At 38.0% G+C, this 20,345-nt stretch carries 21 protein-coding genes; 10 read left to right on the top strand and 11 right to left on the bottom strand.

The window, feature by feature from the left end:
- Window positions 1-116: 116 nt before the first annotated feature.
- The 3 genes from IGQ45_11215 to IGQ45_11205 all read left to right on the top strand — a co-directional run bounded on the left by IGQ45_11215 (window position 117) and on the right by IGQ45_11205 (window position 2,348).
- Window positions 117-968, top strand: a complete 852-nt coding sequence (locus tag IGQ45_11215; GenBank protein MBF2057758.1) for an alpha/beta hydrolase — start codon at window positions 117-119, stop codon at window positions 966-968.
- Between the two features lie 373 nt (window positions 969-1,341).
- Window positions 1,342-1,647 carry a hypothetical protein gene (locus IGQ45_11210; protein MBF2057757.1) on the top strand — a complete coding sequence of 102 codons (306 nt, stop codon included), beginning with the start codon at window positions 1,342-1,344 and terminating at the stop codon, window positions 1,645-1,647.
- A gap of 77 nt (window positions 1,648-1,724) precedes the next feature.
- On the top strand, window positions 1,725-2,348 hold the full coding sequence (locus IGQ45_11205) for a ribonuclease D (protein MBF2057756.1): 624 nt from the start codon (window positions 1,725-1,727) through the stop codon (window positions 2,346-2,348).
- A gap of 213 nt (window positions 2,349-2,561) precedes the next feature.
- Here IGQ45_11205 and argF read toward each other — a convergent pair whose 3' ends face one another.
- From argF to IGQ45_11185, 4 genes are all read right to left on the bottom strand, one after another.
- Complete coding sequence (gene argF / locus IGQ45_11200) at window positions 2,562-3,482, bottom strand: ornithine carbamoyltransferase (GenBank protein ID MBF2057755.1); 921 nt, start codon at window positions 3,480-3,482, stop codon at window positions 2,562-2,564.
- A gap of 146 nt (window positions 3,483-3,628) precedes the next feature.
- Complete coding sequence (locus tag IGQ45_11195) at window positions 3,629-3,859, bottom strand: hypothetical protein (GenBank protein MBF2057754.1); 231 nt, start codon at window positions 3,857-3,859, stop codon at window positions 3,629-3,631.
- Between the two features lie 107 nt (window positions 3,860-3,966).
- A complete protein-coding gene (locus tag IGQ45_11190; GenBank protein MBF2057753.1) occupies window positions 3,967-4,068 on the bottom strand; it encodes an NAD synthetase in 102 nt (33 codons plus the stop codon).
- Window positions 4,069-4,082: 14 nt separating this feature from the next.
- Window positions 4,083-4,355, bottom strand: a complete 273-nt coding sequence (locus tag IGQ45_11185) for a DUF3143 domain-containing protein (GenBank protein MBF2057752.1) — start codon at window positions 4,353-4,355, stop codon at window positions 4,083-4,085.
- A gap of 126 nt (window positions 4,356-4,481) precedes the next feature.
- Between IGQ45_11185 and IGQ45_11180 the strand changes: the two genes are divergently transcribed.
- Entirely contained in the window at window positions 4,482-5,288 is an 807-nt protein-coding gene (locus tag IGQ45_11180; protein ID MBF2057751.1) for a creatininase family protein, read from the top strand.
- Between the two features lie 122 nt (window positions 5,289-5,410).
- Complete coding sequence (gene nagA, locus IGQ45_11175) at window positions 5,411-6,550, top strand: N-acetylglucosamine-6-phosphate deacetylase (protein MBF2057750.1); 1,140 nt, start codon at window positions 5,411-5,413, stop codon at window positions 6,548-6,550.
- A 62-nt stretch (window positions 6,551-6,612) separates the two neighbouring features.
- On the opposite strand, the gene IGQ45_11170 is transcribed toward nagA, so the two are convergent.
- From IGQ45_11170 to IGQ45_11145, 6 genes are all read right to left on the bottom strand, one after another.
- Window positions 6,613-7,389, bottom strand: coding sequence for a PD-(D/E)XK nuclease family protein (locus IGQ45_11170; GenBank protein ID MBF2057749.1), 777 nt, complete (start codon window positions 7,387-7,389; stop codon window positions 6,613-6,615).
- Between the two features lie 12 nt (window positions 7,390-7,401).
- Window positions 7,402-8,379 carry a DNA polymerase III subunit delta gene (gene holA, locus IGQ45_11165; GenBank protein ID MBF2057748.1) on the bottom strand — a complete coding sequence of 326 codons (978 nt, stop codon included), beginning with the start codon at window positions 8,377-8,379 and terminating at the stop codon, window positions 7,402-7,404.
- 55 nt (window positions 8,380-8,434) lie between these two features.
- Window positions 8,435-8,761, bottom strand: coding sequence for a Txe/YoeB family addiction module toxin (locus IGQ45_11160; GenBank protein MBF2057747.1), 327 nt, complete (start codon window positions 8,759-8,761; stop codon window positions 8,435-8,437).
- A complete protein-coding gene (locus IGQ45_11155) occupies window positions 8,751-9,047 on the bottom strand; it encodes a type II toxin-antitoxin system prevent-host-death family antitoxin (GenBank protein ID MBF2057746.1) in 297 nt (98 codons plus the stop codon). Before IGQ45_11155 ends, IGQ45_11160 begins: the two co-directional genes overlap by 11 nt.
- 196 nt (window positions 9,048-9,243) lie before the next feature.
- Window positions 9,244-10,845, bottom strand: coding sequence for a carbohydrate porin (locus IGQ45_11150; protein MBF2057745.1), 1,602 nt, complete (start codon window positions 10,843-10,845; stop codon window positions 9,244-9,246).
- A gap of 369 nt (window positions 10,846-11,214) precedes the next feature.
- Entirely contained in the window at window positions 11,215-12,801 is a 1,587-nt protein-coding gene (locus IGQ45_11145; GenBank protein MBF2057744.1) for a carbohydrate porin, read from the bottom strand.
- Between the two features lie 487 nt (window positions 12,802-13,288).
- On the opposite strand from IGQ45_11145, the gene IGQ45_11140 reads away from it, so the two are divergent.
- The 5 genes from IGQ45_11140 (at window position 13,289) to IGQ45_11120 (ending at window position 18,544) form a co-directional block, all read left to right on the top strand.
- Window positions 13,289-13,534 carry a hypothetical protein gene (locus IGQ45_11140; GenBank protein MBF2057743.1) on the top strand — a complete coding sequence of 82 codons (246 nt, stop codon included), beginning with the start codon at window positions 13,289-13,291 and terminating at the stop codon, window positions 13,532-13,534.
- A gap of 5 nt (window positions 13,535-13,539) precedes the next feature.
- On the top strand, window positions 13,540-14,346 hold the full coding sequence (locus IGQ45_11135; protein ID MBF2057742.1) for a prepilin peptidase: 807 nt from the start codon (window positions 13,540-13,542) through the stop codon (window positions 14,344-14,346).
- Window positions 14,343-15,290, top strand: coding sequence for a GDP-mannose 4,6-dehydratase (locus IGQ45_11130; protein ID MBF2057741.1), 948 nt, complete (start codon window positions 14,343-14,345; stop codon window positions 15,288-15,290). The genes IGQ45_11135 and IGQ45_11130 overlap by 4 nt, the downstream gene beginning before the upstream one ends.
- A 321-nt stretch (window positions 15,291-15,611) precedes the next feature.
- Complete coding sequence (locus IGQ45_11125; protein ID MBF2057740.1) at window positions 15,612-18,044, top strand: phenylalanine--tRNA ligase subunit beta; 2,433 nt, start codon at window positions 15,612-15,614, stop codon at window positions 18,042-18,044.
- A gap of 221 nt (window positions 18,045-18,265) precedes the next feature.
- A complete protein-coding gene (locus tag IGQ45_11120; GenBank protein ID MBF2057739.1) occupies window positions 18,266-18,544 on the top strand; it encodes a XisI protein in 279 nt (92 codons plus the stop codon).
- A gap of 368 nt (window positions 18,545-18,912) precedes the next feature.
- Here the strand turns inward: IGQ45_11120 and IGQ45_11115 are convergent, their stop codons facing one another.
- A complete protein-coding gene (locus IGQ45_11115; GenBank protein ID MBF2057738.1) occupies window positions 18,913-20,223 on the bottom strand; it encodes a DUF1669 domain-containing protein in 1,311 nt (436 codons plus the stop codon).
- Window positions 20,224-20,345: the final 122 nt, after the last annotated feature.

Genomic DNA, 20,345 nt, shown 5'->3' with positions numbered 1-20,345 from the left:
TATGGGCTGTCGTCTAACGGCGAGTCGGTGAACCAAGAATCCCCCACTATAACCCGTAGGGTTTAGTGGTGGGAGTGTCAAGAGATAATAAAACTAGAACCATAACAAACCTTTTCATGAGCAAGATTAATATTTTTGGTGTTGATCATTTTTATCAGTTCATAGAAGCAAAAAATAACGACTCTCCTCGTCCAACTCTCGTTTTTATACACGGTTGGTTACTTAGTTACAAGTATTGGCAACCAGTTATTGAAAAATTACAAGAAAACTATTCTTGTTTAGCTTACGATTTAAAAGGTTTTGGGGATACGGTGGTTAACAACGATAACAGTAACTATACTTTAGAAGGTTATGCAAAGGATTTACAAGAGTTGTTACGACAATTAAATATTAATAGGGCTTGGTTAATTGGTCATTCTCTCGGTGGTAGTGTGGCGATTTGGGGGGCAGAAATTTGTCAGGGGTTAATCGAAGGGGTAATTTGTCTTAATGCTGGTGGTGGGATATATCTCAAGGAAGAATTTGAACAGTTTAGGGGCGCTGGGCAAAAAATGGTCAAGTCTCGTCGCCATTGGCTGAAATATATTCCTTTTTTAGATGTTGTTTTCGCTCGAATGATGGTTAAACAACCTTTAGCTGTTTCATGGGGTAAAGCAAGGCTAAACGATTTTTTACGGGCGCAGGAGGAGGGCGCTATTGCTTCTTTGTTAGAGTCAACCACAGAGCAAGAAGTTCATTATTTACCACAAATTGTAGCGCGCCTCACCCAACCGTTATATTTTATCGCTGGAAAACAAGACCAGATTATGGAATTAAAATATGTGCGTCATCTTGCCAGTTTTCATCATCTTTTTAATGAGCATCATCAAGATAATGTGGTGGAAATTGATAATTGTGGACATTTTGCCATGTTAGAACAAACATCTTTAGTTACAGATAATATTTTAACAATTCTTGAAAAAGCGTAGCATAATTAAAATTAAATGTTAAGATGATTCTAGTCTCAAAACAGATTTTAAATCAGACTAAAAAATTTAAGAATGATATTAAAAATTTTCTTTCCACTGCTAAGGTATCTACGAGAAAATCATCCTGATGATTGTCATCCCTTAGTAATCTCAAAATATCTGCCATTTTCAAGGGATAAATTTAAGAGAAGGAAAAAGATTGATAATCTAGGGTTTCAATGGGTTTAATTGTTTTCTCGATAGTTTTATTACCCTAGTTTCGTTATAATAGGTAGTTTATCTACTTATTATAATTCAATTTCTCCATAGAAATTGACCATTTACTATTACCATATACAATAATTTGATCTTTAGCAAAGTTAAGGAAAAGTCTATGCTAGACCGCAAGATTTATCAAATGTACAAAGAAGGTTGTGATGTCTCTGTGTTCTTGCGGGATCAACAACGTTGGATTGAGGATGCACGAATTATCGGTATCGAAGGAGATATTGTTACTATTCGCTATGAAATGGATGAGGATTTTGAAAACAGTTCTTGGGAAGAGTTTGTGCGCCTTGAAAGTATCGGCGCTATCAGTCGTAAGTTAGCTTCTGTGCCTCGTGGCTATACGGAAATTAACGTGTCTGATGATTGCCCAGAGGCTGAACAAATTTACCCTCGTCGTCAAGATCAAGATTAGTTTTTTGTTTGATTAATATTTTTAATGGTGGGCATTGCCCACCCTACATAATTTGTGTTAGTTAATGTCTAAATATGATGGATAATTTTTTGGTTTGTGAAGAAGATTTGCCTGTGGATATTTTTGAGCGATATTTACAAAGTGATGTTTTAGCCATTGATACGGAAACTATGGGCTTAGTGCCTCAGCGTGATCGCCTGTGTTTGGTGCAAATTTGTGATAACACGGGTCATGTGTCAGCCATTACCATTAAAAGAGGGCAGAAAAGCGCCCCTCACCTTTGCCAATTATTAACGGCGAAACACATTACCAAAATTTTTCATTTTGCCCGTTTTGATGTGGCACAATTTCTTCATACTTTTGGGGTGGAAACTAACCCGATTTTTTGCACTAAGGTAGCCAGTAAGTTAGCGCGCACCTATTCCTCTAGTCACGGTTTAAAATCCATTGTGCAAGAGTTGGAAGGGGTAGAATTGGATAAAAAGGCTCAAAGCTCTGATTGGGGTAATGTCGGTAATTTATCAACGGAGCAGTTGAGTTATGCTGGGAATGACGTGCGCTATTTAATCCCTATGCGAGAAAAATTGATCGCTATGTTACAACGGGAAGGGCGCTGGGATTTAGCGGAAAAATGTATCAATACTATTTCTTTGTTTGTGGAACTGGATTTGGCTTTTTATAAAGACGTTTTCGAGCATTAATAAGGCGTTTGCCCTCACCCCACCGTGTAATGAATTATATTAGGTTTGGATAATTAATTACAAATAGATTATCTATTCGCACTTTACCCACCGTGTAATAAATTACACGGCTACTGGCATCTCGTTCAATAAATTGAACTAAGAGTATTTTTAGTTGATTTATAAGTGATTAAGCGGACTTGATATTACGTACAGATAAGTAAATTTTTCTGATTAATTCAAGCCTAATAAACAAGCCATGAGCGCCTGTTGAGCATGAAGACGATTTTCGGCTTGATCCCAAATTCTGGACTGTTTTCCTTCCATCACTGCTTCGGTAATTTCTTTGCCACGATAAGCCGGAAGACAGTGTAAAATAATGGCTTCTACACTGGCAAGGTTAACTAATTCTTGATTAATTTGATAGGGTTGAAAAATTGGTTCTCGGGCGCTGGTTTCCTCTTCTTGCCCCATACTTGCCCACACATCCGTGTAAAGAATTTCAGCGCCCTCCACCGCACTTTGAGCATCTTCGGTAATAATTACTTGATCTTTTCTGGTGGCTAATGATTGCGCTTTGCCAACGATGGAGGGCGCTGGGAAATACCCTTGAGGACAAGCAATACGAACATTCATACCCATTAACACGCCTCCCAACAACAAAGAATGAGCGACATTATTACCATCCCCGAGATAAGTCATGGTTAAACCCTCTAAACTGCCAAATTTTTCTTGAATAGTCTGTAAATCCGCTAAAATCTGGCAGGGATGCTCTAAATCAGTGAGCGCATTAATAATGGGAATATCACAATAATTAGCAAAAATTTCCAAATCTTCTTGGGCAAAAGTGCGAATGGCTAAAACATCAAGATAACCATTTAAAACCCTTGCCGTGTCTTGGATTGGCTCTCCTCTACCCACCTGAGTGCGACTGGGGTTTAAATCGATAACATTTCCCCCTAGTTTATACATTCCCACACTAAAAGAAACCCTTGTGCGGGTGGAGGCTTTATAAAACAACAAACCAAGGGTTTTATTTGTCTGAAATTGTCGATTGCCGTTTTTTAAGTCAATGGCTAAATCAATGATTCCTTGAATTTCGGTACTTTTTAAATCTGCAATACTAAGTAAATCTTTACCGACTAAATTTTTCATAAGCAGTTAATTAGATCATAGATGATCCCTAAATCTTAACTTATCCTTCTCGCTAAAATTCATCCATTATCGATTTAGGGCGTTGTTGAGTTTAGTTATGATTGTTAGTGGGAAATGAGCAATCCTAAAAGTATCTGAATTGAGTTTTACCCAAAAAGGTTAGGATAAAGAACTTTAGTTAAACCAACAACTAAAGAAACGATAACACCGACTGCCACACTACGAAAAATAAAATTAATATTATCAAGTCGGTTATTTATGTTAACAATATCAGTTTTGATGGTGGCAATATCTACTCTCATATCATTAAACTTGTCATCTAAAGACTTGATTAAGTCTTTTAACTCTCTTAAATCATTGTCTGTTACTGTACTCATGTTACAATCCTATTAATTAATAATATTGGTTTAATCGAGAGTAGTTACCGCTACTATCTAACCTCATTTTAGTTAACCGAGAGTTATTTTTTCGTCGTAATTATCGTCTAATCATTCATTTTGTTAACACCTGACAGTAACATGAATAAACCACCACCAAAAATAACTATGGCAATGATGCCTAATACTAAATCTAAATTACTTTCCATTTAATTAAAAAAATTTAAGGACCTGAAAAAACAGCATCTTCCACATCTTGACGAGAAAGAGAATATCGAAAAGCTCTTTTGATGTCACTGCCGTCAGCGCCCGCCCGTAGATAAGAAACGTTCAAACCTTCCGTTTCAAGCACAATTTCCGCTTCCCAGTGGTCTTTTTTGATATACCAGTAGTTTAACTGTTGCGAATCTTGATGACAACCCATAGTTTTGAGCCAATTTTCGATGGCAGGAAGAGGATGATTGTATAAAGGACTTTTTGCATCAGGTTGTACCATGACTTTTTTCTTTATTTTTCACTAATAACAGCTAACCTTTACATATCTTAACTGATTTTGGGAAGAAGCCAAAAATTTAAGGTCTTAGCTTAGAGTATGATTTAAAAAAGATTTTCAGCAAGAATTATGATGCACGGTTTTTTACCCCCAGCGCGCTTCTTCCCTTATTTAACTTGGCAAGAGGTAGCCGATATGAAAGATAAAGCCAATACTGTGATAATACAGCCCATGGGCGCTGTGGAGCAACATGGCTACCATTTACCGTTAGTGGTGGATTCTGCCATTAGTGAAGGGGTGATGGGCGCTGTTTTAAATAGTTTAAGTGAGGATATTCCAGCCTATGCGTTACCCACCATCTATTATGGCAAATCTAACGAGCATATGGGCTTTCCCGGCACTATTACCCTCAGTGCAGAAACTCTTTTAAAAATGTTACGGGAAGTGGCACTAAGTATATATCAAGCTGGTTTTCGTAAACTAATTTTCATGAACTCCCACGGTGGACAACCGCAGATTTTAGATATAATTGCTAGAGACTTACATCAGGAATACCCTGATTTTTTAATTTTTCCCTTCTTCACTTGGCGCGCGCCTCACCTCACCAAGCAACTATTAAGCGAAAAAGAAGCCCTCATGGGTATTCATGCCGGAGACGCTGAAACCAGTTTAATGTTAGCCCTTTTACCAGAACAGGTTAAAATGAATTTAGCCGTACAAGAGTATCCTCCTGAGTTACCAGACGACAGTATCCTAACCCTAGAAAGGGCGCTACCCTACCCTTGGATTACCAAAGAATTGAGTAAAAGTGGCGTAATTGGTGATGCTACCGTTGCTACCTTAGAAAAAGGAGAAAAAATTCTTGCTTCTCTTACTGAAGGATGGATAAAAGTAATTGAGTCAGTGTATCGTTATCAGTCACCAAGTAATAAGTAAAAAAAAGCTGTTTTAAAAGTTTCATATCCCCCTCTCCTGCGGGAGAGGGGTTAGGGGTGAGGGCAAACAATTTACTTACATTTTAAGCAGGTTCTTATATTTATAATAAAATTTTAAATACAATGAAAAATTGTTGCCTTATTAATACTAAATTACCTTTTGTTAACGATTTAAAAACTATAATTATTGACGAAAATCAACACATTATAGATATAACAGATCATCAAGATTTATCAGATCAAAATGTGATTGATCTGCAAGGAGATTATTTATCATTAGGAGGTGTTGATTTACAAATAAATGGCGGTTTAGGGTTAGCTTTTCCTGATTTAGATCAGCGTAGTTTATCAAAACTAACAGAAATTTGCCAATATTTATGGTCAGTAGGAGTTGATGAATTTTTACCTGCTATTGTGACTACTTCTTTAGATAAAATCAGACAATCTATAAATATTATTCGTGAATTTCAAGAACAAAAACAACCGAATAAAAGCGCCCGTATCCGAGGTATTCATTTAGAAGGTCCTTGCTTAAATCCAGCAAAAAAAGGCGCTCACCCAGCGCCCTTCCTACTACCTTTAAACTTAGAAAATATCAAAAAAATCATTGGCGAAAATGAAGATTTAATTAAAATTATCACCCTAGCTCCGGAATTAGACCCCCAAGGAGAGGTAATCCCTTATTTGGTCAAAAAAGGCATAATTGTCAGTTTAGGGCATTCCCTCGCCACCGCAGAGGAAGCAAAACGAGCTTTTGAGAAGGGCGCTACGATGGTTACTCATGCTTTTAATGCCATGCCTAGCTTACACCATCGAGAACCGGGGTTATTAGGGGAAGCCGTCACCCGTGAGGGGGTTTACTGTGGTTTAATCGCAGACGGGCAACACGTTGCACCCACCATGTTAAAATTAGTTTTACAAGCCAGTCGATATGGTCAAGGTATTTTTGTGGTTAGTGACGCTTTAGCGCCCATGGGCTTAACTGATGGGGTGTATCCGTGGGATGAGCGCCAAATCACTGTAAAAAATGGCACTGCTACCCTTCCTGATGGTACTTTATCCGGCACTACTTTACCTCTGTTGCAAGGCGCTCAAAATCTCTTTGATTGGGGTATTTGTACTGTTGATCAAGCTATTGATTTAGTGACAGATGCACCCCGAAGGGCGCTGGGTTTAGCTACTTTTCAAGTCGGTAATGGTGGCGGTTTCGTGCGCTGGAGTGTCAAAAATAATCAACTCACATGGCAAAGGATGGATAATTGACAATTGACAATGGATAATTAATTCTTCCTCTACTTATTAATTTATAACTCATAATTCATAATTCATAATTCCACCTCTGCTACTTCATTTAAAGTTTGGGGTAATAATTGTAAATCATCATCATTTTCATGGGAATATGACGAGCTATAATAACGACATTGATTATGACATTGACGATAATTTAAGCACTTATCATAATCATAACTTTCATCATTCAATGTAGTTAATTTTGATAATAAAGTTTCTAACTCTAATTTATTTTTATCATGGCTTTTTTGATCATAATTAATCTGATAACTTTCAGGATTATTTGGTAATTTAACAAACCAATAAATAAAGCTGATATTTTCAGGGGCATAGTCCATAATTTCTGTAAGGACAAATAAATATAATTTTGTTTGCCAATTATTCACTAAATAGTCAATTTTAGTTGGTTTTAAATATGTTTTCCAATCGAAAATAATAGCCTGATTGGGTTTTAAAATTAATTGATCATACACCACAGTAAAAATATATTTATCTAACCATTTTAGTTGTAATTTAACTTCTGCTTCACTACTAATTATATCTTGATCTTCACATAAATCATTAATCGCAGTGTGGAGGGCGCTGAGAGACTCTTGTAAATCTTGTTTTTGATTAAGAATATTTGTTAATGGTAAATTTAGTTTTTTTTGTTGCATTAATCGATGAAATAAACTCCCCCATTCCGTGCTGTTATTTTCATCAAATTTATGAAAATTTGTCAGTTGTTTAAAATAAGCATCAATAAATTGACGGGGACATTTTTCTAAGTTATTAAGATGACTTTGGGATAAATGCCAATATTTTTTATTCATATTAAAATAAAATTAACTAAGATTCGTTAATTGTATGATAGCAGTTTGTAAAGAATCCAGCGCCCCTCCCCCCGTCTTTAATTGTAAGTCTAATTCTAATAAAATAGGCAAGGTTTTTTGTAACTTTTGAGCAGAAATATTCTGGACTTCTTGACGTAAAAAATAAATTCGTTTAGGGTTACTTATGTCAGCGATTTTAGCGATTTTTTTCTCATCTTTTTCTCCTGCTTCCATTAATGTTTTTATAATAGTCCAAGTGCGAAATTGACCCACTAAAGTGGCGACAATTCTCAAAGCTGGTTCATTAGTTTGCACTAAATTAGTAACTAAATTAAGAGCATAATTAGTATCACCTTTTAAAATAGCTTGGGCTAACTGTAAACTATTTTGATTACTTACATTAACCAGACTGCTGACTGTTTCGGCACTAATAGGCTGAGAATTTTCTCCCTGAAAAATTGCTAATTTATCCAATTCTTGCCACAATAAACGGGTATCATTACCCACACAATTAGCTAAAATTTCCAGCGCCCCTCGACTAAGTTTTATGCCTTTATTTTCAGCAACTTCCGCTACTTTTTTTTGTAATATTTCCGTTTGCCACACCGCAATTAGAGAAAATTCTTTGACTTGGGCATATTTATTGATTAACTTGGTACTTTTGAGGCGCGAATCAGGTTTACGGGCGCTGGTTAATAGTAAATGACTACTATCAGGTAATTGAGGTAAAGTTTTTTGTAATAAATCTAGTAAATCGTCACTACAACTATGCGCGAGATTAGTTTCATTTAACCATACCAAGCGCTCTCCAGCCCCAAAAGGAGGCGTCATGGCTAACATTAACCCCTCTCTGATATTGTCTTCTTTATCTCCAGCTAGTTGTTCAAAATTAAACTGTAGCCAATTCTGATCAATTTTCTCTGATTTTAACTGGGTAATTTCTTGATTCATGGCAAAATCATCATCTCCCCAATAAAAGTATGTTGGCATGGTTCAAAAAATTAACTATTTATCAATTAAATAATAACCGTGAAGGGCGCTGGAGTTATTTCTCGTAGTGATAGCGCGCCTGTAAAAAATCAATACGCTCTTTTTTCACACGATAAATCAATCGATGTTCTAAATCAATTCTACGAGACCATGTATCAGAATCTAAAAATTTCAAAGGCTCTGGTTTTCCGATGCCTTGAAAAGGTGATTTGATTATCTCAGTGACTAAGTCTAAAATTTTGTTAGCTTTTGCTTTATCTTGACGATACCACCAAGCTAAATCTTCTCGAAAACGAGGATGAAATACTGGATATAAAGAAACAACCTCATTTTTACTTGATTTTGCCAATGGTTGAGTCGATTTTTTCCTTTTATCTTTCAATATTCAACTCCTCACACAAATCATCAACCGTATAAGGTGAAGGGGCTTTTTCTTGATCCCATTGCTGCGAATCTGCTAAGGCTTCCAAAAGACGTTGCCCATTAACGGGTGAGCGCAATAAATATAAAGTCTCTAAAAGGCTAGATAATTCGTCTGCACTAATTAAAGCAATATCTTGATGTCCACGACGCTTAATAATAGCAATACTTTTATCATTTTCAATTTCATTTAATAAATGAGCTAAATTTTTTCTTGCTTGAGTGTAAGTAGTTTGAATAGAAAACATTTCAAATAATCTGTACAGAGACAATGTATGCTAATTTTAGTGTAGATCAAAAACATATCACCCGAAAATACTTTCTTTCCTTTTCTCTTTTCACAGAATAAAAATTGCCAAAAAAAAACCTCCCCTTCTTCCCCTTACGAAGGAGAGACGAGGAGAGGTTAGAGAGGGACTGTATTGAAAACTAAATCAAATCAGCTTAGAAACTAAAGGTAGTTCTCAAAGTACCGATGAAACGGCTTTCGCCTAAGTCAGCACTAGAGTCAACATAGATTACACCTGGAGTGATCGTAATGTTTTCGTTGATAGGATACTTGTAGAAACCCTCAAGATGGAAAGGCTTAGTTTCTCCTCCTTGCTCTTTGTAAGGTTGAACCCCCGCAAAAATACCTAAAACACTACCTTCTTTACCGAAGTCAGGGAAAGCAACTCCACCACCATAGCTGTAAACATTAGCGCTTTTGCCACCGCCACTAGCATCGGTGTAGCTGAAAAAACCGCTCAGACTGATACGTTTGTTAAGACGTAATGAAGCCTGAGTACCAAGAGAGTTAGTTTCATAAGCAACACTATCACCAACAGGGAAGTTAGCATTATCCGTACCAACTAAACGATCACCACCACCGTAGCCAAACAAGGGAAGACCAGCAGTGTTATAACCACGAACATAGGTGACACCTAAATCGAAATTCTCACCAAAGCCAAAGTCAAGCTGTGCCAAAGCAGCATAAGCACCATCGAATAAACCATTACCATCGGTGGGGTTAGATGCATTAGAAGCAAGATAGCCTAAACTCAAGCTACTGTTACCAAAGAAAGGAGTTGTAACACCAATACCAGTACCACCACCGATACGGAAAATGGGGTTAGAAGATGCGAAAGTAGAAAGGGCGCCATTACCGCCATCGTAGTCTTCAAAGAAGGGATTATTGGTAGGGGCGTAGTCACTGTGAATACCGAAGTAACCAGCGATGTAGGTGTTAATTTCTCTTTGTCCAAGAGTAATAGGTGTATAGTATGCTAACCAGTCAATACCTACGTTATTACCAAGACCACCATAGCTAAAAGTTTGAGTGGTAGTACCGCTTGTGCCAGGAACTAAACCAACAGTATTACCTTGATCAAAAGCACCGAAGTTATAAGCACCAAGACGAGTGATTAAAGTATCTTTACCAGTGAAGCTGGTGTTTAATTGTAAACGGGCGCGATTACCCATGATAATTTGGTTATCTTCAGTACCAGTGATACCAACAATTACTTGTCCAGTTAATTTAGTGGTGGTAGAAAATTGGTGATCTTCTAAGAATGCCACTTTACCTTCTAAAGTGTCCACGCGCGCGCCTAAGGTTGCGAGTTCGGTTTCAAATTCACCTAATAATCTTTTGAGGGTAGCTAAGTCGCCTTCGCCAACACCACCACCGCCGGGGGTTGAAACTAAACGCTCGATTTGTTGCATACAAGCATTTAAACCAGCAGCAAATTCATAACGACTTAAAGCGCGGTTGCCACGGAAGGTACGATCAGGATAACCAGCGATACAGCCGTAACGTTCTACTAAGTTGCGTAATGCTTCGTAAGCCCAATCAGTAGGGGATACATCGCTTAACTGAGATACAGAGGTAACTTGTCCTTGAGTGTTGGTTACTCCTTCTGCACTGTATTGATCTAATTGATTGATGATGTTTGCGCTGTTAGTATCAACGGTTACAGCTTCGTTTGCTTGTACTTGAGCGTTGACTACTAATCCTGCTACTAAGAAAGCAGGTGTCATTTTTAATGACTGCCATAAAGTTTTATTCACGATTGTTTTCCTCACACATTGTTTAAAATGTTTACAACTCAATTGGTTGTATTCTGCATCACATCGTAGCACTTATTAATTAATTTTTAACCACTTCTTTTGCACTTTGTCAAGGTTTGCTCATATTTTTCTAACTGAGTTATATAATTTAACCAAGAATCAAAGGTTTTGAGATTCTTAGTTTTACCTCAGAATAATAAATTTTTATTACCAGAGGACCAGTCTTATTGTTGAGGTAAAAATAAAAGACTTCCCTACATTGATAATGAAATCCCCAACTATAGCAATGCTACAAAAAAAGCACAAAATACAAAAAAACCCTCTCTCCGCAGAGAGAGGGGCTTTATATTAACTAACTAACCACAAAACCTAGAATGTAAATCTGGTACGAAGAACACCAATAACATCAGTGTCAGAATTGGTATTATTAGGATTAGTGATGAAGAAAACACCCGGAGTAATAGAAACATTTTTACTGATGGGATATTTGTATTGTCCTTCAAAAATGAATGAAGTCTCAGGTTCGGAGCCGAGAGAGCCACCAGTAACTTTTGGAGGTTGACCACCCGCAATGGTTAATACAGCACCTTCTTTGAAAGCATCAATAAAGGATACGTTAGCATTCCAAGTAAATAGGTCAACATTTCTACCGGTACCATCTTCCGCATCCGCGTTACCAAAACCAACCCAACCTGCTAAGTTAATACGTTTGTTTAAGCGGAAGGTTGTTTGATAGCCAAAATTATCAGAAGTGGTAGCAACATCATTAGTGAAAGGACGAGAACCAATGCTACTACCAGTAGAGCCATTGATATTTACATCACCGGGTCCAAAGTAACTACGAGCATAAGCAAAGCCCATTTTCCAGTTATCGGTAGGGTTAAAACCGATTTGAGCAACGGCACTATAAGTTCCATCAAACAAACCAGCACCATCAGTAGGATCAGCGGCATTTCCAGCAAGGTAGGAGGCAGTAAAGTCAAGGCGCTTACCGAACTTTTGAATGTAACCAATACCAGTAGTACCGGGTTGACGATAAATTAAAGGGTTAAAACGATTAAAACGACTCAATGCACCGCCACCACTACTCTCCATGTAGGGGTTATAGGTACTGAAAATGTCCTCAGCAGGCATTCCTGTACCAACATACAAAGTACCGTTTTTAAACAAAGGAGTGCGATAGTAGGCTCTGTCAATAATTACATTATTATTACCAGTATTTTGTTCAAAGTTCAAGCGGTTCATATTGGTAGAAATACCGTTGTTACCAACGACACCACCTAAACTAGGAACATTACCAGCAGCTAAACGAAGTCTCAATCTGTCTTTACCAGTGAAGCTACTATCTAAAGTTAAACGAACACGGTCACTTAAAGTAACCTGTCCACCTGCGGTGTCATTTTGTGCGGCTAGAGCGACGATTACTTCACCGCTTAATTTAGTGGTAGTAGAAAATTGGTGATCTTCTAAGAAAGCAACTTTGCCTTCTAAGTTGTCCACCCGCGCGCCCAGAGTAGTTAATTCGGTTTCAAATTCTCTCACTAAGCGTTGTAAGGAAGCCAAATCACCTTGGTTAACACCACCACCGCCGGGGGTAGAAACTAAGCGCTCAATTTGTTGCATACAAGCGTTTAAACCAGCAGCAAATTCATAACGGCTTAAAGCACGATTACCACGGAAGGTACGATCAGGATAACCAGCAATACAACCATAACGCTCTACTAAGTTGCGTAATGCTTCGTAAGCCCAGTCAGTGGGGGCAACATCCCTTAATTGGTTGACGGAAGTTACTTGATTTAAAGAACCGCTTTCAGTGTAGTTGTTGATTTGCTCTAAGGTGGTTTGATCTTGGTCTAATTCGTTGGCGCTGACGGTTTGTAATGAAATACCGTTAGCTAATAATGCTAGTCCAGCAACTGCAGGCGCCGTTACTGCATATTTAGTAAATTTTTTCATGTCTAAAAAAGCCTCACAACTTTTTGTTTTGTTTTTTTTGCTACAGATAATTTTATCAGATTGTGCTACAAGTTGCAACTATTGATAACGTTTTTCTGTTACATATTTACAATAATTAACTAAAGTTAAGGTTGGTTTAAGGGAGATATTTTTTTCTTTTATTGTTGGATTACGTTTTGGCGCTTGCAATTTGTTATAGTCATTTTAAATAACAATGAGACACTTTTCTTTTAATAGTAGTAGTCGCAAAGTGTTAAGTGGCGAGGCACACCCCACCCTACAAAATTTTTCAATTTGTCTCAATCTCAATTTAAATGACTATATTTGTTTCTTTTCAAAAATTGTCGTTGTTGGATTACGCTTTCGCTAATCCAACCTACAAATTTGTTATTGGGGAATTTTATTAAAATTTTTCATAAATGATTTAGGATCGTTACATATAGATATAATTTTATAAAACTTAAATGATTAAGGTGAAAATTAAGCCATGACTCCTTCCAATGGAAAGCCACCCCATAAACCTCAGACTGCTATTCCCGAAATTCTTAATCCGACGATGTTGAAAACTGCTAAGGATATTTACGATACTTACCGTCGTTATCATCGTCAGTCGCGCCTGATTCCCATGGGAGTTGCTATTGATAGTAAAACGAATAAAGGGCAGTTGGTTTTTAAGTATCCGATTCTTTTACCTTGGGAAAATTTTATTCCCATTGAAAAAATTTCGGCTTGATATTTATGACTATCGCCCTATTTTTAATTTATCTAATCGTTTTTATTTTTGGTGCTTCTATCGGTAGTTTTCTTAATGTGGTGATTTACCGTCTCCCAGCGCACGTCTCCCTACTCCATCCCCCTTCCCGTTGCCCAAAATGTGGGCATTCTTTGGGTAAAACTGAAAATGTACCGGTATTGGGTTGGTTATGGTTAAAAGGGAAGTGTCGTTGGTGTCAAACTGCTATTTCCCCTCGTTATCCTTTGGTGGAGGCTTTGACGGGGTTAATTTTTGTGGCTATTGTGGCACAGTTTGGCGTAAGTTTACTAAGTGTTGGTTATTTCATTTTTGTGAGTTGGTTAATTGCTTTGGCTTGGATTGATTTTGATACCCTCACTTTGCCTAATGTGTTAACCCAAAGTGGTTTAATTTTGGGGTTAGTTACTCAATTTATACTCGGTTTTTTCGTGGCTGGGGTGGAGGGCGCTGTTTCTTTTCTTTTTATGGCAATTTTAAGCGCTGTTTTCGGTCTTTGGTTATTCGATGCTATTTTAATAATTGGTTCACTGGCTTTTGGTAAACCAGCTATGGGAGGCGGTGATCCGAAATTAGTTGCCATGATTGGGGCTTGGTTAGGGTGGCAAAATGTGCTTATAACGGGCTTTATTGCTTGTTTAATCGGTACTTTGGTTGGTGTTGGAGCGATTTCGCTTAAAGTTTTAAAACGTGGTCAAGCGATACCTTTTGGTCCTTTTTTGGTGTTAGGTAGTCTAGTAAGTTTGTTCTATGGAGAGCAATTATTGTCGGCATATATTGAGTATTTATTATGACAAGAAGGGCGCTGATTTGTGGTGTTTCGGGACAAGATGGGGCATATTTAGCTAAATTTCTGTTAAAAAAGGGCTATCAAGTTTTTGGCACTTCTAGGGATGCGCAAGGCTCATCTTTTCGTAGTCTGAAGCATTTAGGCATTCAGGAAAAAGTACAAGTGGAATCCATGGCGCTGAATGATTTTCGCAGTGTGTTACAAGTTTTAATGAAAACTGAACCTGACGAGATTTATAATTTAGCTGGTCAAAGTTCGGTTGGTTTATCGTTTGATTTGCCCGTGGAAACTCTCGAAAGCATCGCTACAGGTACTTTAAACCTTCTCGAAGCCATCCGTTTTACCCAGCGCCCGATCCGTTTTTATAGTGCTGGTTCGAGTGAGTGTTTTGGAGATATTGGTACGGAGTGCGCTACAGAAACCACGCCATTTCGTCCTCGTAGCCCTTATGCGGTGGCAAAGGCAACGGCTTTTTGGGAAGTGGCTAATTATCGAGAGGCTTATAATTTGTATGCTTGTTCTGGTATTCTATTCAATCATGAGTCACCTTTGCGCCCAAAACGGTTTGTTACTCAAAAAATTATCCAAACTGTCAAGGACATTGCCGAAGGAAAAGCGGATAAGTTATATTTAGGTAATACCCAGATTAGTCGGGATTGGGGATGGGCGCCGGAATATATCGAGGCGATGTATTTAATGTTACAACAACCAAACCCAGAAGATTTTGTCATTGCGACGGGCGCTAGTTATCATTTAGAAGAATTTGTTGCTTGTGCCTTTGCTGAAGTTGGCTTAAATTGGCAAGATTACCTCATCTCTGATCCTACACTATTTCGCCCTACCGATTTAACTTTTAGTAGAGCTAATCCTCAAAAAGCGAGAGAAAAACTCGGTTGGAAGGCCAAATATAAAATGCCGGACGTGGTAAAAATGATGATCAGTAATTGATAATGAAAAGAATTAGTCTTTGCAATTTACCCACAGTGTAATGAATCTTGTTCTTGGCAAAACATATCTCAACATAAAAATCAAAAAAATCAATAATTTCTGTATCATTTGATTAAATGATGGCAGAGTTAAAAAATGACAAAAAGACGTAAATCTTACTAGATACAATGAGATGGTAAGCAAAAAACGTTTGGTATTTTAATTAAGCTAAACAATGGTTAAGATAACCTATCCCTGAATCTTCACAAGAATAGACAGATTGAAGTAAGTAACTCAAAAGATTATCATTTAAAGATGATATTTTTAAATCAAATAATTATAATGCGTATTTCTTTTCAATGGTTACAAGAATTAGTCGAAATTAAGATTTCTCCCGAAGAATTAGCTCAAACTCTTACCCTTGCAGGGTTTGAGGTGGAAGATATGGAAGATCGGCGCCCTTGGGCGGATGGAGTTGTGATCGGGCGTGTGTTAAAGTGTGAACGCCATCCTAACGCTGATAAATTAAGTTTATGTCAAGTGGACATCGGGGAAGTAGCGCCCTCCACCATTGTTTGTGGTGCGCCCAATGTGCGTCAAGATATTTTTGTACCAGTGGCTACCCTCGGCACTTATTTACCTCAAGTGGATATAAAAATTAAACCGGCGAAACTGAGAGGAGTGGAAAGTAAGGGCATGATTTGCTCATTGGCTGAGTTGGGTTTAGCTAAAGAAAGCGAAGGCATTAAAATTTTTGAGGGTGATTTGCAGGTAGGGCAAGATGTGCGCCCTCTTTTGGGTTTAGATGATGTTATCTTAGATGTTACTGCTACGGCGAATCGCGCTGATGCTTTGAGTATGGTGGGTATCGCTAGGGAAATCAGCGCCCTCCTCGGTGGCAATTTAACTTTACCTACGGTTAATAATCTTACCATTGCTTCTGATAACCATAAAGTAGGGGTGGAAGTGACGGCGGAGGGCGCTTGTAGTGCTTATATTGCCACCGTTTTAGAAAATGTCACTATCAAACCATCTCCTGATTGGTTAAAAAGCCGTCTCGAAGCATCGGGGGTGCGCGCTATTAATAACATTGTCGATATTACTAACTATATCTTATTGGAATGGGGGCAACCGCTCCACGCTTTTGATGGTGATAAATTAAAACGCATTACCAGCAGTGACATGGTAACGATGGGAGTGCGCTTGAGTGATAATCAAGAAACTTTAACTACCCTCGATGGGCAAAAAAGGACTTTAACGGAGCAAAATTTAATCATTACTGCCAATAATCACCCCGTGGCTTTAGCTGGAATTATGGGCGGTGAAGATAGCGAAGTGGATGATAACACTACTAATATTATCCTTGAAGGTGCATTATTTGAACCTGTACCCATTAGACGTAGCGCCCGTCGCCAATCCTTACGCACTGAGGCTTCCACTCGATACGAAAGGGGTGTTAATCAAGTGGAATTAGAAAAAGCGGTAACAAGGGCGCTTAATTTAATGGTAGAGTTGACGGGCGCTGAAATTACCGCTCAAGTTACCAGCGATAACCGTCAAAGTCATTATGGTAATACTATTGTTTTACGCTTAGATTATGTTAATCAAGTGTTAGGGAAAGTGAAAGAAGGTGACGGTTTAAGGGATGTTAACCGTGAGGAAGTGGAGAAAATTTTAACGGATTTGAATTGTGAGTTAACCCTTACCAGTGAAAATCCCGTGGTTTGGCAAGTGGTAACACCTCCTTATCGTTACCGAGATTTAGAGCGAGAAATCGATTTAATCGAAGAAGTAGCGCGCCTTTACGGTTATGATCGTTTTACAGATACTTTACCCCCTCAAAGTGGTGTGGGTTATTTACCGCCTGAGGTAACAATTTTACGCAAAATTCGCTCTAGTTTGCAAGGTTTAGGCTTAACGGAATTGATGCAATATTCCCTCGTTAGCCCACAATTAGGGGAAATTAAAATCGCTAATCCTTTATTTAGTGAATATTCTGCCCTGCGCCGTAATTTGATTGATGGTTTAATCAATACTTTTGAATACAATCAGGCGCAAGGAAATGGCTCTCTCAAGGCTTTTGAAATTGGACAAGTTTTTTGGCTCGAAGATGGTGTTATGCGTGAGGGAAGGGCGCTGGGCGGTATTTTAGGGGGAAATTTACACCCCGATGGTATTTGGGTTAATAGTGGTAAACCGCAACCCATGACATGGTATGAAGCGAAGGGCATTTTAGAGAGTTTATTTAACTATATCAGCGCCCCTCTCCGTTACGAAGCAGAATCAGGTGATGAGAGACTACATCCCGGGCGCACGGCTAGTTTATGGTTACATAAGACTAAAATCGGTATTTTTGGGCAATTACATCCCCAATTATGTCAAGCAAGGGATTTGGCTAATGAAGTGTATGTTTTTGAGCTTAATCTTGAGCCTTTATTGAAACATTTATCCCAAAAATATTTACAAATTCCTACTTTTAAAGCCTATTCTCCTTATCCTAGTGTTGCCAGAGATTTAGCATTTTTTGCCCCCGTTGAGGTGACGGTGGGTGCGCTGGAGGGCGCTATGCGTAAGGCTGGGGGTAAAACCCTTGTGGATGTGAAACTTTTTGATGAATACAAAGGGGAAAAAGTGGAAGCTGGTAAACGCAGTTTGGCTTTTAGTTTAGCTTACAATTCCCCCGATGGTACTTTAACTGATCAAGAGGTTGATCCTATTCATAATAAAGTAAGGGAAAAGTTAGTGAAAGAGTTTGCTGTTACTTTGCGCAGTTAAATTGATTAATTAGGGGTTGCTGAAAAAGTATTTTGGTGAGGGGAGGTGTCAGGTATTAGGTGTTAGGTATTAGGTGAAAGAATTGACAAATATATATCTTAATTGATTTTTTCAGTTCAATTTATTGAACGAGATACCGTTGGTTCCGTGTAATTCATTACACGGTGGGTAAATAGCGCAGTTAAGTTAATTGTTGATATTAATAAACAGGAGATTATTAAATGGAAAAATTAACTCATTATCAAAATATTGTCAAAAATATTTTAACCGAATATGAAAGAATATCAGCACAAGTAAGTGATCCTGATATAGATGAAGTTTTAATGTTTGATGAGCGAAGAAGTCAATATCTTTGGTTTAATATTGGTTGGAAAAATGAGAGACGAGTTAAAGAAATTTCTGTTTATATACCCATTAAAAATGAGAAAATTTATATTGAGGAAGATTGGACAGAAGACGGTATTGCTAATGATTTATTAACTGATGTTACGCAAAAATAGAATTAATTGTTGGTGTCAGGTGTCGGGTGTCGCGGTGTTAGGTTAAAGAATTGACAAGAAACTTATGTTTATTGATCTTTTTCTTGTACAAGAGTCTATTTAGGGAAGGGTTTTAAACCTGAAACCTGCTACCTGCTACCTGAAACCTCCCTTAACTTAACATTTGAATCAGTGCGTAACGTCATAATTAATGTTATGAAGGGGTGAAGGGCGCTGGGTGTTAGGTGTCGCGGTGAAATGCTTATAAATTAAAGAGTTAAGCCAAATAGTTATTTTTCATAAATTGCTCATTTGTATCAATATTTTTTGATTTGGGTAGAGAAAAGAGGTAATTTTTAGAGAAAAAACTTTATAAATATTTGTTAGCATCATTGACGACATTGTGCTTGATCTTGTGCTATTCTACGATCCAACCAATCAGGAATACCAAGAATAGCATCTTGATATAAACGCTCAAATTCTCGTTCAAAATGTTGGGCAATCATGGGATTATCAATCACTAATAAAGTTTCATCATTGGTATAGTTAGCGGAAAATGACCAATTATGAGAACCTGTAATGACAGTTTTTTGATCGATTACTGCAAATTTATGGTGAAGTTTATCACCTTCGGGTAAATTAGGAATGCCCACAGTTTCTATGGGCGGTTGCCATGGGTTATTGTTGGGCGCGTATTGGCAATTACGACTTAATTCTACCCCTAATAAGTCTAAGCCTTCGCTGTAGTATTGATAGGCAAAATTAGGATCAATTAAGGCTTTAATTTGTACTCCTTGTTGGTATCTTTTTTGTAATGTATTAGAAATGGGTTGTTTACTAAAAACAAATAAGGCTAAATTTACTGACTCAGTGGCTTGATTAAGGGTATCGACTATTAAGCCATTGGTGCTTTGTTGCCAAGGTTGTTGGCGAGAAGTGGGAGAAAATTTGACGGTTACTTGACTATTACCTATATTGAGGCGACGGGCGCTACGAAAGGGTTTTTTCAGCCCAAATAGACTATTTTTTTGTTTGCCTACTCCATCCCCCCACATATAATTAAATTCTTCGGTAAAAAGTTGAGCTAATTTGGCATCATTAATGACTAAGAGATGGTTAGTATTGCCTCTGGTGTCGAGATTATCTAAATCGCCATGAATGCCACTATGGGTAAAATTAGCTGATCCTGTAATGACTTTTTGATTGTCGATTACCATAAATTTATGGTGCATTAAGCCACTGCCTTTACTGCCGTCTTCTGTATCGTCAATAAGTGGTATTTTTGCTTGTTTTATGATGGCTAAAGCATGATCATTGTTAAGTTTTGACAAGGGAAGATTATAGCTATTTTCCATTATCACTCTAACTTTTTTTCCCGCTTGATGTTGTTGCACCAGCGCCCTTCCCACTTCAGGCAAATTGATTTCTTGGACAGCAATATCAATGGTATTTTGAGCAGAGTTAATCCCTTCAATAATAACCGCTTCGAGATTATCCCCTTGTCGAGTAATGGCGCGATATGGTTCGGTATATTCAGCGCCCTTCGCCGAATTATAATTAAAATAAACTTGAATCAAATCATCTTGGGGTAACGGGGGAATTTTTGACGTGCTAGATTTACCCTGACAACCGCCAAGAAGTAAGACAACTGTCAAAAAAGAGGTGACAAAAGAAGAAAATTTGACAGGGAGAAGTGTCATAACTCGGATTAACAGAGAAGTTAATTAATTTTAGATCAGTTACGCCCATATTTTGCAACGGAAGACAGGGAGACGGGGAGACGGGGAGACGGGGAGACGGGGAGACAGGGAGACGGGGAGAC

The sequence above is a fragment of the Cyanobacterium sp. T60_A2020_053 genome (assembly GCA_015272165.1).
In the GTDB taxonomy this organism is placed as follows: domain Bacteria; phylum Cyanobacteriota; class Cyanobacteriia; order Cyanobacteriales; family Cyanobacteriaceae; genus Cyanobacterium.
The sequence above is the reverse complement of the archived record's forward strand: the minus strand, read 5'-3'. Positions and strand labels throughout refer to the sequence as shown.

Excerpts from the sequence above, each read along its gene's own strand:
- IGQ45_11215 (MBF2057758.1), top strand. The coding sequence starts at position 117 with ATGAGCAAGATTAATATTTTTGGTGTTGATCATTTTTATCAGTTCATA.
- IGQ45_11210 (MBF2057757.1), top strand. The coding sequence starts at position 1,342 with ATGCTAGACCGCAAGATTTATCAAATGTACAAAGAAGGTTGTGATGTC.
- IGQ45_11205 (MBF2057756.1), top strand. The coding sequence starts at position 1,725 with ATGGATAATTTTTTGGTTTGTGAAGAAGATTTGCCTGTGGATATTTTT.
- argF (MBF2057755.1), bottom strand. The coding sequence starts at position 3,482 with ATGAAAAATTTAGTCGGTAAAGATTTACTTAGTATTGCAGATTTAAAA.
- IGQ45_11195 (MBF2057754.1), bottom strand. The coding sequence starts at position 3,859 with ATGAGTACAGTAACAGACAATGATTTAAGAGAGTTAAAAGACTTAATC.
- IGQ45_11190 (MBF2057753.1), bottom strand. The coding sequence starts at position 4,068 with ATGGAAAGTAATTTAGATTTAGTATTAGGCATCATTGCCATAGTTATT.
- IGQ45_11185 (MBF2057752.1), bottom strand. The coding sequence starts at position 4,355 with ATGGTACAACCTGATGCAAAAAGTCCTTTATACAATCATCCTCTTCCT.
- IGQ45_11180 (MBF2057751.1), top strand. The coding sequence starts at position 4,482 with ATGATGCACGGTTTTTTACCCCCAGCGCGCTTCTTCCCTTATTTAACT.
- nagA (MBF2057750.1), top strand. The coding sequence starts at position 5,411 with ATGAAAAATTGTTGCCTTATTAATACTAAATTACCTTTTGTTAACGAT.
- IGQ45_11170 (MBF2057749.1), bottom strand. The coding sequence starts at position 7,389 with ATGAATAAAAAATATTGGCATTTATCCCAAAGTCATCTTAATAACTTA.
- holA (MBF2057748.1), bottom strand. The coding sequence starts at position 8,379 with ATGCCAACATACTTTTATTGGGGAGATGATGATTTTGCCATGAATCAA.
- IGQ45_11155 (MBF2057746.1), bottom strand. The coding sequence starts at position 9,047 with ATGTTTTCTATTCAAACTACTTACACTCAAGCAAGAAAAAATTTAGCT.
- IGQ45_11145 (MBF2057744.1), bottom strand. The coding sequence starts at position 12,801 with ATGAAAAAATTTACTAAATATGCAGTAACGGCGCCTGCAGTTGCTGGA.
- IGQ45_11140 (MBF2057743.1), top strand. The coding sequence starts at position 13,289 with ATGACTCCTTCCAATGGAAAGCCACCCCATAAACCTCAGACTGCTATT.
- IGQ45_11135 (MBF2057742.1), top strand. The coding sequence starts at position 13,540 with ATGACTATCGCCCTATTTTTAATTTATCTAATCGTTTTTATTTTTGGT.
- IGQ45_11130 (MBF2057741.1), top strand. The coding sequence starts at position 14,343 with ATGACAAGAAGGGCGCTGATTTGTGGTGTTTCGGGACAAGATGGGGCA.
- IGQ45_11125 (MBF2057740.1), top strand. The coding sequence starts at position 15,612 with ATGCGTATTTCTTTTCAATGGTTACAAGAATTAGTCGAAATTAAGATT.
- IGQ45_11120 (MBF2057739.1), top strand. The coding sequence starts at position 18,266 with ATGGAAAAATTAACTCATTATCAAAATATTGTCAAAAATATTTTAACC.
- IGQ45_11115 (MBF2057738.1), bottom strand. The coding sequence starts at position 20,223 with ATGACACTTCTCCCTGTCAAATTTTCTTCTTTTGTCACCTCTTTTTTG.